Raw genomic sequence first — 13,722 nt, forward strand, 5'->3', positions numbered from 1 at the left:
CCGCCGTTCACTGAGTCCAGACATCATCGGCAGTCCCGCGGCTCCCCGAAGGGAGGCCGCGAGGCAGGGGCGAGGGCGGGCAGCGCCCGCCTGAGCCCGTGCCTTCCCCCCGATCCCCGATCAAGCGATCTCCGCCAGCCGGGTCAGCGCGGCATGGAGTTTCGCGGCCTCCTCCTCGCCGAGTTCCAGCTTCTCACGGGTTTCCTCGACCACATCCTCCGGCGCGCTTTCGGCGAACTTCGGGTTGGCAAGCCGCCCGCGCAGCCCCGACAGGTCCTTGTCGAGCTTCTGGAGCGTTTTCTCCAGCCGCGCCTTTTCCTCCGCGATGTCGATCACCCCATCGAGCGGCAGGGCGAAGGTCGCCCCTTCCACCGCGATGGTGACGGAGCCACGGGGCGCCGTCTCCGCTTCCGTCAGCGACTCGATCCGCGCCAACCGCCGGATCAACGCCTCGTTGCGCGCCCAGGCCGCGCGGCCAGCCGCGTCGATGGACGTCACGACGATGGCCAGCTTCAGCGCCACCGGCACATGCATCTGCGCCCGGGCGGAGCGGATTTCCTCGATCAGCGCGATGACCCAGCCCATCTCGCGGTCGGCCTCGGCATCGCCGAGCTCCGCGCCATAGGTCGGCCAGTCGGTATGGACGAGCATCTTCGCCCGTTTGCCCGTCGTCTCCCACAGCTCTTCCGTCACGAAGGGCATCATCGGATGGAGCAGGATGAAGCATTGGTCCAGCACCCAAGCCATCACCGCGCGGGTTTCCGCCGCGGTGGCCTCATCCGCCAGCAAGGGCTTGGCGAATTCCACATACCAGTCGCACACCTTGCCCCAGACAAAGGCATAAAGCGCATTCGCCGCATCGTTGAACCGGTAGGCGGCCAGCGCCTCGTCCACTGTCGCACGGATGCGACCCGTCTCCCCGAGGATCCAGCGGTTCGCTGTCGCCGTCGCCGGAGGCGCGGATCCGGTCGCATGGTTCTCCCAGACGCCATTCATCTCGGCAAAGCGCGTGGCGTTCCACAGCTTCGTGCCGAAGTTGCGATAGCCCGCGATCCGCTGGGTGGAAAGCTTCAGGTCGCGCCCCATCGCCGCCATGGCCGTGAGCGTGAAGCGCACCGCATCCGCGCCGTATTCGTCGATGAGTTCCAGCGGGTCCAGCACGTTGCCCAGCGACTTGGACATCTTCTTACCCTTTTCGTCGCGGACGAGCGCATGGACATAGACCGTATGGAACGGGACCTTCCCAACAACCGCAAGCTGCATCATCATCATCCGGGCGACCCAGAAGAAGATGATGTCGAAGCCGGTGACGAGCACATCCGTCGGGAAATACTTGCGCAGTTCCGGCGTATCCTCCGGCCAGCCAAGCGTGCCGATCGGCCAGAGCCCGGAGGAGAACCACGTGTCCAGAACATCCGCGTCGCGCCAGACCGGATAGACGAGTTTTGTCGGATCCTGATTGATGTTGTATTCGGCAAGGCTCGCCGCCAGACGCTCGATGGCCTCCGCCTTGTCCGCCACCTCCACGACCATCGAATGGCTGAAGGGCGCGGGAATATCGGCGATCTCGTCGAGGAACCGCTCCCGCACGGCATCGAAATCGGTGGCGGCGTAATGGACCTCACCCCGATGCAGCATGCCGCCGTTCATCAGCAGGTCGAAGATCTCGACCTCGTCGATCTCCCCGTCGCGATCCTCGTCCCCGAGATCGCTGCCCTGTGACACGCCGAGATCCAGCCCGTACCACACCGGGATCTGATGGCCCCACCAGAGCTGGCGCGAGATGGTCCACGGCTCGATATTCTCCAGCCAGTGGAAATAGACCTTCTCGTCCCGCTCCGGCAGGATGCGCGTGTCGCCGTTGCGCACCGCGTCCAGCGCCGGGCCGACGATCTGGGTGGTGTCCACGAACCACTGGTCGGTCAGCATCGGCTCGATCACCACCTTGGAGCGGTCGCCGAAGGGCTGGGTGATGATCTTGTCCTCGATCTTCTCGAGAAGTCCCAGCGCCTCGATATCGGCGATGACCTGCTTGCGCGCCTCGAACCGGTCGAGGCCGCGGTATTTCTCCGGCACCATGTTGTCGTCGGCAGCATCGTCCCGCATCCGGCCCTTGCCGTCCAGCAGCACGTAAAGCGGCAGACCGTGCCGCTCCGCGACCTTGTAGTCGTTGAAGTCGTGCGCGCCGGTGATCTTCACCGCGCCGGAACCGAAGGTCGGGTCGGGATACTCGTCCGCGATGATCGGAATGTAGCGGTCCGCGAGCGGAAGAAGCACACGTTTTCCGACGATTGGCGCATAGCGTTCATCCGACGGATGAACCGCCACGGCCCCATCGCCCAGCATCGTCTCGGGCCGCGTGGTGGCGATGGAGATATAGTCCCGCACCTCGCGGAGCGTGACATTGCCGTCGGCGTCCTTCTCCACGTATTCGTAGGTTTCGCCATTCTCCAGCGGGTATTTGAAGTGCCACATGTGGCCCTTCACCTCGACGTTCTCCACCTCCAGATCGGAGATCGCCGTCTCGAAATGCGGATCCCAGTTCACCAGCCGCTTGCCGCGGTAGATGTAGCCCTTGTCATACATGTCGACAAAGACCTTGATGACCGCCTGCTGGAAGTTCGGGTCCATGGTGAAGGCGTTGCGCGACCAATCGCAGGAGGCGCCAAGGCGCTTCAACTGGTTGATGATCGTGCCGCCCGACTGTTCCTTCCACTCCCAGACCTTTTCCAGAAAGGCCTCGCGTCCCATTTCCCGGCGGCCCGGCTGCTGGCTGCGGGCCAGTTCCCGCTCGACGACCATCTGCGTGGCGATCCCGGCATGGTCCTGCCCCGGTTGCCACAGCGTGTCGAAGCCGCGCATCCGGTGCCAGCGGACCAGAATATCCTGAAGCGTGTTGTTGAACGCATGCCCCATATGGAGCGATCCGGTGACGTTCGGCGGCGGGATCATCACGCAGAAAGTCTCCGCGCGCGACGCATTCGCGCCCGCCTTGAAGGCACCCGCCTTTTCCCAGGTTTCGTAGATCCGCGCTTCCGCGGATTGCGCGTCGAACGTCTTTTCCATGGTCGGGTTCCACTTTCTTAACGTCCGCAGGTCTATCCAAGGACTGCCCCGCCGCCAAGGCGCGGTTTGCAGCTTTTTTCAGGAGACCGCATTGTTCGCCATTCCAACGCCCGGCGTTTTGCCTCCCTTCGGCCCACTGACGGGTCGGAGCGCCCTGCTGCTTGCGGCAGCCCTTGGCATCACGGCCTGCGGAACCACCTATCAGGTCGCCCGCCCCGGGGAGGGCCATGTCACCGCCGCCCGCGCCATGTTCGCGGAGGAACAGTCCCACCAGACATCCGCCCCCGTCATGAGCGACACTGCTGCCCTCTCCCGGCATCAGCGGGTGCTGGCGCGGGTGAAGCCGGTGGCAGAGCGGTTCTGTCGTGAGGAAACCGTCGAGCGGAAGGGCTTCGACTGCGACGTGCAACTCGTCGTGGATGGGGCGGCGCGGCAGCGCAACGCCTTCCAGCATTACGAAGATGGCAAGCCGACCGTCACATTCACCCTGCCGCTGATCCGCGACGCCCGGAACGAGGACGAGATCGCCTTTGTGCTGGGCCATGAGTTCGGGCACCATATCGGCCAGCATATCGAGAAAAGGCGGCAGCAGATGCTTGCCGGAACGGTCATCATGGGCGTGTTGACCGCAGCCGCACAGGTGAATGCCAGCAACGCGAACCCCTATCGCTCGCGGGCGGACGACCTGCAACAGATGCAGGCGAACATGGCGCTTGGGGGCGCGGTGGGCGGCATGGCCTACAGCCAGACCTATGAACTGGAGGCAGATGCGATCGGCACGGTGATCGCCGAACGGGCCGGGTATGACCCGGTGAAGGGCGCCCGTTTCTTTGCCCGGCCCGAGGCGGCGAAGACCACGGACGGGGAGCTTTCGTTCTGGGGAACCCATCCGCCGGACGAGAAGCGCCTCTCCACCGTGATTGCGACCGTGGAGCAGGTCGCCCGCACCGGCGGCTTGAAGCGCCGGGATTAGGCCGGAAGGCCCCCTGCCACCACACGGTCGAGCTTTGTCGTCAGATGGATGAAGCTCTCCGACGCCTTGACGCCCGGAATCGCGCCGATGGCGTCGAGCACGGTGTCCAGCGACTGTGTTGTCGCGGCGGCCAGGGTCAGCAGAAGATCGACGCGCCCGGAGGTGGAATGGATCGTCTCCACCTCCGGCATCGCCTTCAGCCGGTTCACGATTCCGGATTGAAGCCGAAGGTCGATCGTCAGCAACACGGTCGCCCGCAACCGCCCCCGCTGTCCGGCCTCCCCCAGCTTGACTGTATAGCCGGTGATGACGCCGGAGCTTTCCAGACGCTCCAGACGCGACTGCAGGGTGGAGCGCGCCACCTTCAGCCGCCGCGCCAGCGTGGCGAGGGAAATGCGCGCATCCGCGGCCAGTTGGGCAACGATGGACCTGTCCAGATCGTCCAGAATCTCACCTCGTGAATCTGTCAGCGTCTTTCGTCAATTTAACGAAGCCACAGGCAAAAACAACACTTCCCAAGGCCCCGGTTTGGCTCCATATGCGACATCCTCGTTTTCAGGAAAAGGGCGGCTCATACGCACCTGGCCTGGTTTGGTTTGACGCGTAAGCGGCTCCGAACTGGTGGGTCCAGGGCTGGGGTAGGCTGCGCTCTGTTGGCAGAAGAAGGAACACGCCGATGGGGCTCTCGAAAACGATCTGGACGACTCCGTCCGAATATCTCCGCATTCAGCAACCCGACGCGCCTGTCATGTTTTTCTCGCCCGCCGTTCTGCAGGCGACAGCGCGGCGGTTCATCGACGGTTTCCCCGGCTTCGTCACCTATGCCGTGAAATCGAATCCCGATGAGATCGTCATCGAAAATCTTGCCGCCGCTGGTGTGCAGGGGTTCGATGTCGCCTCTCCCGCCGAGATGCGGCTGATCCGCCGGCTCGCGCCCAGCGCGGCCATGCACTACAACAACCCGGTGCGCGCCCGCTCGGAAATCCTCACGGCTGTCGAACTGGGCGTGGCGTCCTACTCCGTCGATTCGCGGAGCGAACTGGCCAAGCTCATCGCGCTGGTTCCCGCACAGGGCACCGAGATTTCCGTGCGGTTCAAGCTGCCCGTCGCCGGTGCGGCCTACAACTTCGGTGCGAAATTCGGCGCGACGGTGGAGCTTGCGGCGGACCTGCTGGCGATGGTCGCCAGCGCGGGGTTCATCCCCTCGCTGACCTTCCATCCGGGCACGCAATGCACCGATCCCACCGCATGGGAGGCGTACATCCGTGCGGCGTCAGAGATCTCGTCCATGGCGGGGGTGAGGATCGCGCGGCTCAATGTCGGCGGCGGCTTCCCCTCTCACCGGCTGAACGAGATCGAGCCGCAACTGGAGGCGATCTTCCGGCTGATCGACACGGTCGCGACGGAAGCCTTTGGCGCGGATCGTCCGGCGCTGGTCTGCGAGCCGGGGCGGGGTCTCTGCGCCGGGGCCTTTTCGCTCGCCAGCCGGGTGAAGGCGGTGCGCGACGATGAGCACGTCTTTCTCAACGATGGCGTCTATGGCGCCTTCGCGGAACTCCCGCTCATCGGCATCATCGACCGGACGGAGGTCATCTCTCCCGATGGGGTGAAACGCGGCGGCGAGACGGTGGAGCGCATCGTTTTCGGGCCGACCTGCGACAGTGTTGACCGTCTGCCGGGCGTCGTGGCTCTGCCCGGCGACATGCGCGAGGAAGATTACGTGCTGTTCCACGGCATGGGCGCCTACTCCATCGCCACCAATACGCGCTTCAACGGGTTCGGCGAACTCAGCGTCGCGACGGTGCTCAAGCTGAAGGGCTGACACCCGCTAACAGGCCGATACAGAACTGCCCGAGGCGCGTCCGCGGACGCGCCTTTTTCATGCAGAAAAAGTATTTTTCCGCCCACACGCAACCCGCAGCGGCCGCGCCGCATTGTCATGAAGTCGATGGGCTTTCGCCGTGTTACGGTGATCTGGCTGTGTCACTCCTTCAGGGAGACGGTCAACCGGTATCGGCAGACGGCGGAGCGGAGGTCGGAATGGGCATCTGGCGGTTCACGGATATGCGGCGGCTCCTCGGCCTCGCGGATGTTGCCCCGATCACCGCCACGACTCCCCTGCCGAAGCGCCGGAAGGCGCGCCCCGCAATGGATCACGTCATCATTCTCGACGGCACGCTTTCCAGCCTGACCTCGGGACAGGAGACGAATGCCGGCCACACGTTCCGCCTGCTCCGGGAGGCCGGATGCGCTTCCCGGATTTCGCTTTTCTATGAGGCGGGCATTCAGTGGAAGGGCTGGTCCAGCCTGCCGGACATCATCACGGGTGCCTCGATCAACGATCAGATCCAGCGGGCCTATGGCTTCCTTGCCTCCCGCTACCGTCCGGGCGATCGGGTGTTCCTGTTCGGGTATTCTCGGGGCGGGTTCGCCGTCAGGTCGCTTGCGGGGATGATCGACCGGCTTGGCCTTTTGCGTGCGGAAGAAGCCACGGAGCGCAACATCCGGCAGGTCTTCCGTCATTACCGGCTTGCCCCCCAAAGCGACAGCGCCTCCGCCTTCCGCGCCGCCCATTGTCATACGCAGGTCGAAATCGCGATGATCGGCGTCTGGGATACCGTGAAGGCGCTCGGCCTACGGCTTCCGCTGCTCTGGCGCCTGACGGAAGCGGAACACGCCTTTCACCAGCTCGACCTCGGCCCGTCCGTTCGCTACGCCGCGCAGGCTCTGGCGCTCGACGAGACGCGCGTCGCCTTCAGCCCCCTGCCGTGGCAGACCCTGCCCGACTGGGAAGGACAGGCAGAAGACACGTGGTTTCGCGGCGCGCATCCCGATATCGGCGGGCAGGTGCATACCGGCCGGCAGGGTCGGCAGCTTGCCAATATTCCGCTGGTCTGGATGCTCGAGCGCGTGGAGGCGCAAGGCATGCCGCTGCCGCAGGACTGGCGGCTCCGTTTTCCCTGCGACGCCAGCGCGCGTGCGGTGGGCACATTCGACGGATGGGGCAAGGTGTTCCTTATCCGCAGTCCCCGCGCGAACGGGCCGGTGAAGGGTCGCCTTCACCCGACCGTCCGGTTCCATACGCCGACCCGGCAGGTCCGGCGCATCGACACCCCCGATCAGAGGGAAACCTCCGTGCGTATCGCCGCGCTTTTCAGTCCCTTCCGCCGGGAGGGCTGATCCCCCTTGCGCGGCGCGCGCGTTTGCGCTTGTCATGCGCCATGACCGGACCCCGTTATACCCCCCTTGTCGATGCACTCCCCGCCACAGTGCCGTTCGTCGGCCCCGAAACGCTGGAGCGGCGGAGCGGCATCCCTTTCCGCGCCCGGCTCGGCGCGAACGAGAACGTCTTCGGCCCCTCGCCAAAGGCGATCGAAGCCATGGCGCGCGCGGCCAGCGACGTGTGGATGTATGGCGATCCCGAAAACCACGATCTGAAGGAGGCGCTCGCCGCATATCATGGCCTCCGGCCGGAGAACGTGGTGGTCGGCGAAGGGATTGACGGGCTTCTGGGCTATCTCGCCCGGCTGGTCATCGCGCCCGGCGATGCGGTCGTCACCTCGGAGGGGGCCTATCCCACGTTCAATTTCCATGTGGCGGGTTGCGGGGGGGTGCTGCACAAGGTGCCCTATCGGCAGGATCATGAAGATCCAGCGGCGCTTGTCGCGCTCGCGGCGACGCTGCGGCCCAAGCTGATCTATCTTGCCAATCCCGACAATCCGATGGCGAGCCACCATCCCGGAAGGCTGATCGAGCAGATGGTGGAGGCCCTGCCCGACGGCACCCTCCTCGTGCTGGATGAGGCCTATGTGGAGCTGGCCCCCGAAGGGACGGCGGCGCGGATCGCGGCGGAGGATCCGCGGGTGATCCGCATGCGGACCTTCTCCAAGGCCTACGGCATGGCGGGGGCACGGGTCGGCTATGCACTGGCTGCCGCCCCCCTCGCCCGCGCGTTCGACAAGGTGCGCAACCATTTCGGCATGTCGCGGATCGCGCAGGCGGGGGCGCTCGCCGCGCTGGCCGATAACGAATGGCTGGAACAGACCCGCAGGAAGGTTGGCTTTGCGCGGGAGCGGATCGGTGCGATTGCCGCCGCGAACGGGCTGCATGCCCTCCCCTCCGCCACCAACTTCGTCGCCATCGACAGCGGCGGGGATGGGGCGCTCGCCCGCCGGATCGTCGCGGAACTCGGCGCGCGTGGCGTGTTCATCCGCATGCCGGGGGTCGCGCCCCTCGACCGCTGCATCCGCATCAGCGCGGGGCGGCCCGCCGATCTCGACCTTTTGGAGGAGGTGCTGCCGGGGGCGCTGGCCGCCGCACGGGAGGGCGTCACGCTCGCGTGACTTGCCTTCCCCCGGCTGGAAGGTCCGACGGTGCGGTTTCCCAGTAACGGAGGCCATCATGCAACCGATCACCACCGCTCTCTGCGCAGCGGCGCTCAGCCTTTTCACCCTCCCCGCGCTTGCGCAGGATCATTCGGCGCATGGCATGCCGGGGAGCAGCATGGAAAGCCCTTCCACCGCCGCCTACATGGAGGCGATGGAGAAGATGCATTCCGCTATGGGCGTGCCCTATACCGGCGATGCCGATGTGGACTTTATCCGCGGCATGATCCCGCACCATCAGGGCGCCATCGACATGGCGAAGGTCGTGCTCGAATACGGCAAGGACCCCGAGGTGAAGAAACTTGCCGAGGAAGTGATCTCCGCCCAGCAAAAGGAAATCGGCTGGATGAACGACTGGCTCGCCAAGCACGGACACTAGGCGAGCCGATCCGGGTCAGCAGCTGGATGCGATCACCTGCGCCGCCGCGTCCAGCGCACCCGGCCCGTGCGGAATGTCGAGCGCGCGCAGCCCTGCTTCCATCACCGACAGAACGCCCAGCGTCATATGGGCGTTGACATGCCCCATATGCGCCACCCGCAGGAAGCCGTGCCACGATGGGTCACCCGGCTCCGCCATGCCAAGCCCGATGCCCAGCGTCACGCCCACGTTCTGTTCCGTCCATTCGCGCAGCGCGGTGCCGTGCGGGGCGCCCATGCGGGCCGCGGTCACGGAATGGCCGCGGAACGCCGGATCGGCGATGTTGAGGGCGATCTCGCTCCCGTGGCTCCAGGCATCGAAGGCAGCCCAGACGGTGCGGGCAAGCGTCCTGTGGCGCTGCATCACCGCCTCATACCCTTCCTCCCGCAGGATCATGTTCAGCGCCTCGGCAAGACCCAGCAGCAGATGCGTGGGCGCGGTGCCGTAGAAATGCTGATAGAACTCCTGCGGCTCCGCCCGCGGCTGCCAGTCCCAATAGGGCGTGCGCAGGTCATTGCCGCGGGTCGCCTGCTTCGCCTTGTCGGAGAAGAACAGGATGCCAAGCCCCGGCGGCGTCATCAGGCCCTTCTGGCTCGCCGTTACCAGAACGTCCACGCCCCAGGCGTCCATCTCGAAAGGATCACAGGCGAAGGAGGCCACGCAATCCACCATCAGCAGCGCCGGATGCCCGGCCGCGTCCATTGCCTGCCGCACGGCCTGCACGTCGTTGCGGACGGAGGTCGCGGTGTCCACATGCGTCAGCAGGACCGCCTTGTAGCTGTGCCCGGTGTCGGCGCGCAGCGCCTCCTCCACCCGTTGCGCATCGACCGGCGCGCGCAGGCCGAAGTCGATCATGTCGATCTCCACCCCCATCTCGCGCGCCTGCGCCGCCCAGTTGATGCCGAACCGCCCGGTCGCAAGGCTGAGCGCCCGGTCACCCCGGCTGAACACATTGGCATTCGCCGCTTCCCAGGCTCCGTGACCATTGGCGATGTAGATCGCCACATTGTCCTTCGTATGGGCCAGCGTGCGGAGATCCGCCACGATACCGTCCACCGTATCGACCAGCGCGCCGGTATAGATGTTCGGCGCCGGCACGTGCATGGCGTTCAGAACCCGGTCGGGCATGACTGACGGACCGGGGATGGCAAGGTAATGACGACCGAAGCCGAGGCTCATCGAAAACTCTCCATGCAAGGCGTGGTTCAACCCCTAGTGCGCGCCGCCGCACGGGTCAACCGGGCGCACGGCTTGCCCTTGGGCCGCAGAGCCGCTACACCGCAGCCAACGCCCCCTAGGCAGAGCGCCCGGATGTCTGACCCGAGCAAGTCCCGCCACGCGACGGGCGATCCCTATACCTCCCGCAGGCTGTTCGGCCGGCTCTGGCACGATTACCTGCGCCACCAGATCCCGGCCATGTCGCTGGTCGCCGTGCTGATGGTGATCGAGGGCTCGACCCTCGGCGCGCTGAGCTACATGCTCCAGCCGCTGTTCGAGAAGGTGTTCGCAGGCGCCGACCCATCCGCGATCTGGTGGGTGGGTGCGGCGATCTTCGGGCTGTTCCTGATCCGCGCCATCACCTCCATCCTCAGCAAGACGATGCTGTCGCGCATCGCACAGCGCACCTCCACAGCCATGCAGGCTGACCTGCTGCGCCATATCCTGACGCTGGACAGCCGGTTCTTTCAGGAAAACCCGCCCGGCGCCCTCATCGAACGGGTGCAGGGTGACACGATGGCCATTCAGGGCATCTGGATCACCCTGATCTCCGCCGTGGGGCGGGATGGCGTGGCGCTTGTGTCGCTGTTTGCCGTGGCGATTTCCATCGACCCGGTGTGGACGATGGTGGCGCTGGTCGGCACGCCGCTCCTCATCCTGCCGATTGCCAGCATCCAGCGCTACGTCCGCCGGAAGACGACGCAGAGCCGCCGTCAGGCCAGCCTCCGCGCGACGCGGCTGGATGAGATCTTCCACGGCATCATCCCGATCAAGCTGAACCGGATGGAGGGCTACCAGTCCGGCCGGTTCGAGCGAATCATCGATACGATCGTGAAGGCGGAGGTGAAGAACGCCGCCGGCCGCTCGACCATCCCGGCGCTGATCGACGTGGTGACGGGGCTTGGCTTCTTTGCCGTCCTCGTGCTCGGCGGGCGGGAGATCATCGCGGGCGAAAAGACCCTCGCGCAGTTCATGTCGTTCTTCACCGCCATGGCGCTGACCTTCCAGCCGATCCGCAGGCTCGGCGACACGGCGGGCACCTGGCAGGTGGCGGCGGCGAGCCTTGAGCGGGTCTATCGGCTGATGGATACGCTTCCCTCCATCAGCCCGCCTGCTCACCCACGCCTTCCCGCACCGGGCGAGACGGAGATCCGGCTTCAGGACGTGACCCTCGCCTATGGTGAGATGCCGGTGCTGCGCGGCGTTACCTTCACGGCGGAAGCGGGCAGGACGACGGCGCTCGTCGGCGCCTCTGGCGCTGGCAAGAGCACGGTGTTCAACCTGCTCACCCGGCTTGTGGATGCGCAGTCCGGCCTTGTGACGGTGGGCGGGGTGGACATCATGGACATTCCGCTGCCCGAACTCCGCGCCATGTTTTCCGTCGTCACCCAGGATGCCGCGCTCTTCGACGAGACGATTCGGGAGAACATCACCCTGGGCCGACAGGATGTGAGCGACGAGCGGCTCCGCGAGGTGATGGACGCGGCCCATGTGACGGAGTTCGTGGAGCATCTGCCCCTTGGCGTGGACACTCCGGCCGGGCCGCGCGGCTCCGCCCTCTCCGGCGGGCAGAGACAGCGCGTGGCCATCGCCCGCGCCCTGCTCCGTGACGCGCCGATCCTGCTGCTGGACGAGGCGACCTCCGCCCTAGACGCCCGCTCGGAGGCGCTGGTGCAGGCGGCGTTGGACAGGCTCTCCGTCGGCCGGACGACGCTGGTCATCGCGCACCGGCTGTCGACCATCCGGGACGCGCACAAGATCGTCGTGATGGATCAGGGCCGTGTGGTCGATGAGGGTACGCATGAGGAGTTGCTGTCCCGCGACGGGCTCTATGCCGGGCTCTACCGGCTGCAATTCCAGTCGACCATGCCCATATCGGTGAATGACACGGAGGCAGGGGCATGACGGGCGAACGCGCATCGAACCGCAAGATCTATGAAATCACCGGCGCAGACCGGGTCAGCTTTCTGCAGAACCTTGTCACCAACGATCTCGGCCGGTTGAAGGATGGGCTGGTCTATGCAGCGCTGCTGACGCCGCAGGGCAAGTATCTGGCGGATTTCTTCCTTGCCGATGCGGGGGACCGGATCCTGCTCGACGCCGATGCGGAACAGGCGGAGCCCCTCGCCCGCCGTCTCCAGATGTATCGGCTCCGCGCCGCTGTCGCCATCGCACCCAGCCCCCTCCACGTGCTGCGCGGCCTCGGAGAACCGCCCGAAGGGGCGTTGCGCGATCCGCGCCATCCTGCGTTGGGCTGGCGGCTTTATACAGATGAAGAAGGTGGCCCGCCCGCCGTGGACTGGGATGCCATCCGGGTGGCGGAAACGATTCCCGAAGCGGGGGTGGAGCTGCTGCCGGACGACACGTATATCCTCGAAGCAGGGTTCGACCGCATCAACGGCGTTGACTTCCGCAAGGGTTGCTACGTGGGACAGGAAGTGACCGCCCGCATGAAGCACAAGACAGAGCTTCGCAAGGGCTTCGTTTCGGTCGTGCTGGACAGTCCCGTGACGCCCGGAACCGAGGTTTTGGCAGAGGGAAAACCTGCGGGCCGCGTCTTTACCGTCGCCGGAAATCACGCCATTGCCTATCTCCGTTTCGACCGCGCCGCCGGACCGCTCACCGCCGACGGGATCGCGCTCCGCAGAACGTGACGCGACGACACTGCGCCTGCGGCAAAACAACAAGACGTCGCCGCCGATAAATGCTTGATCGAAAGACAGGGGGGCCTATATATCGGCGGCACTCCCCTGGTAAGGCGACTGCATATTGTGATGGGCCCCGTTTCGGCATGCCATGCCCGCATGGCAGGTATTCCCGAACGGTAATACCGAACCCGGCCCTAAACACGATATTCGGCGACCTTCCGAAGAACGCAAGAGCAATAACAAGAAAAGGACCGGATATCATGGCCGACTCCGTCGACGGCAATGCCTTCAACTTCGAGCAAGGCGCGCGGGCTCGTAAACTCTTCGCCGCGGTTGTCCTTGCTGCCTTGGACGATGCGATTGCTGATGACAAGAAATACGGGAACGGACCGGAACAGATCGCTCGCTGGGCAAGGTCTCGCGATGGGCGCGAAGTTCTTTCCTGCGCCGGGATCGACCCGAACGAGCGTGTCGTGAAGGGCCTCATGGAATTCGTCGCGAAGGGCATCCGCACTTCTGTCGCCCTCTCCCGTGAGGAAAGCGAACGCCGCCATCTTCTGGAACAGGCCGAAGCTGCCTGAGCCCGAAGGATTGGCCTCAAAAAGGGCGCGCCTCGTGGCGCGCCTTTTTTATGGCCATCCGAACATTTCGGCTGGCAAACGATCAGGGAAGCCGCCGTCCGTGCAGACGCACTACCCGGGGCTTCTGCCAGCCGGATATCGTTCGGGTATCGTTCGGGGCAGAAGGGAAACCTGTAGCGGACGTTTTCCTCACTTCTCGCTCCGCTCAGCATGGCGCTGTATCGCCGTCATTCAATCTGTCGGATGCCCTAGGGAACAATGTCCGCGCTAGGAGCCGGTCGAGGCGATCAGAAGAAGCTGTCTGCAATAGTTCATACTGCGCGCTGAACACACTTGCTTCTGTCGCGTGGCAACTTTGATCTCATGGGCTTCCAGCCTCGCCACCCTCATTGGCCCGTCGAGCCCTTGGCGCAGGCTGTAACCAGCATGTAAT

General features: G+C 65.2%; 11 protein-coding genes. 8 read left to right on the forward strand and 3 right to left on the reverse strand.

Annotated elements, in window-relative coordinates:
• Nucleotides 1-120: 120 nt before the first annotated feature.
• Nucleotides 121-3,066: a valine--tRNA ligase gene (locus tag RT513_RS01310; RefSeq protein ID WP_088216126.1), complete on the reverse strand. Its 2,946-nt coding sequence runs from the start codon at nt 3,064-3,066 to the stop codon at nt 121-123.
• Nucleotides 3,067-3,157: 91 nt separating this feature from the next.
• Between RT513_RS01310 and RT513_RS01315 the strand changes: the two genes are divergently transcribed.
• A complete protein-coding gene (locus RT513_RS01315; protein WP_290689637.1) occupies nt 3,158-4,039 on the forward strand; it encodes a M48 family metalloprotease in 882 nt (293 codons plus the stop codon).
• On the opposite strand, the gene RT513_RS01320 is transcribed toward RT513_RS01315, so the two are convergent.
• Nucleotides 4,036-4,485, reverse strand: coding sequence for an Lrp/AsnC family transcriptional regulator (locus RT513_RS01320; RefSeq protein ID WP_035706364.1), 450 nt, complete (start codon nt 4,483-4,485; stop codon nt 4,036-4,038). The two genes, RT513_RS01315 and RT513_RS01320, sit on opposite strands and share 4 nt — an antisense overlap.
• A 230-nt stretch (nt 4,486-4,715) precedes the next feature.
• On the opposite strand from RT513_RS01320, the gene RT513_RS01325 reads away from it, so the two are divergent.
• The 4 genes from RT513_RS01325 to RT513_RS01340 all read left to right on the forward strand — a co-directional run bounded on the left by RT513_RS01325 (nt 4,716) and on the right by RT513_RS01340 (nt 8,803).
• Nucleotides 4,716-5,861 carry a type III PLP-dependent enzyme gene (locus RT513_RS01325; RefSeq protein ID WP_088216128.1) on the forward strand — a complete coding sequence of 382 codons (1,146 nt, stop codon included), beginning with the start codon at nt 4,716-4,718 and terminating at the stop codon, nt 5,859-5,861.
• Between the two features lie 218 nt (nt 5,862-6,079).
• Nucleotides 6,080-7,219 carry a DUF2235 domain-containing protein gene (locus RT513_RS01330; protein WP_290689640.1) on the forward strand — a complete coding sequence of 380 codons (1,140 nt, stop codon included), beginning with the start codon at nt 6,080-6,082 and terminating at the stop codon, nt 7,217-7,219.
• Between the two features lie 41 nt (nt 7,220-7,260).
• Complete coding sequence (locus RT513_RS01335; protein WP_290689642.1) at nt 7,261-8,382, forward strand: pyridoxal phosphate-dependent aminotransferase; 1,122 nt, start codon at nt 7,261-7,263, stop codon at nt 8,380-8,382.
• A gap of 58 nt (nt 8,383-8,440) precedes the next feature.
• Nucleotides 8,441-8,803 (forward strand): DUF305 domain-containing protein, encoded by a 363-nt coding sequence (locus RT513_RS01340; RefSeq protein ID WP_290689643.1) that lies wholly within the window; start codon nt 8,441-8,443, stop codon nt 8,801-8,803.
• Between the two features lie 15 nt (nt 8,804-8,818).
• On the opposite strand, the gene RT513_RS01345 is transcribed toward RT513_RS01340, so the two are convergent.
• Nucleotides 8,819-10,021 carry a pyridoxal-phosphate-dependent aminotransferase family protein gene (locus tag RT513_RS01345; protein WP_088216131.1) on the reverse strand — a complete coding sequence of 401 codons (1,203 nt, stop codon included), beginning with the start codon at nt 10,019-10,021 and terminating at the stop codon, nt 8,819-8,821.
• A gap of 132 nt (nt 10,022-10,153) precedes the next feature.
• Between RT513_RS01345 and RT513_RS01350 the strand changes: the two genes are divergently transcribed.
• From RT513_RS01350 to RT513_RS01360, 3 genes are all read left to right on the forward strand, one after another.
• Nucleotides 10,154-11,965: an ABC transporter ATP-binding protein gene (locus tag RT513_RS01350; RefSeq protein WP_290689644.1), complete on the forward strand. Its 1,812-nt coding sequence runs from the start codon at nt 10,154-10,156 to the stop codon at nt 11,963-11,965.
• Nucleotides 11,962-12,714 (forward strand): folate-binding protein YgfZ, encoded by a 753-nt coding sequence (locus tag RT513_RS01355; RefSeq protein ID WP_290689645.1) that lies wholly within the window; start codon nt 11,962-11,964, stop codon nt 12,712-12,714. Before RT513_RS01350 ends, RT513_RS01355 begins: the two co-directional genes overlap by 4 nt.
• Nucleotides 12,715-12,968: 254 nt before the next feature.
• Nucleotides 12,969-13,289: a DUF6280 family protein gene (locus tag RT513_RS01360; RefSeq protein WP_035706383.1), complete on the forward strand. Its 321-nt coding sequence runs from the start codon at nt 12,969-12,971 to the stop codon at nt 13,287-13,289.
• Nucleotides 13,290-13,722 lie beyond the last annotated feature (433 nt).

The organism is Haematobacter sp. (assembly GCF_032102465.1).
Lineage (GTDB): Bacteria > Pseudomonadota > Alphaproteobacteria > Rhodobacterales > Rhodobacteraceae > Haematobacter.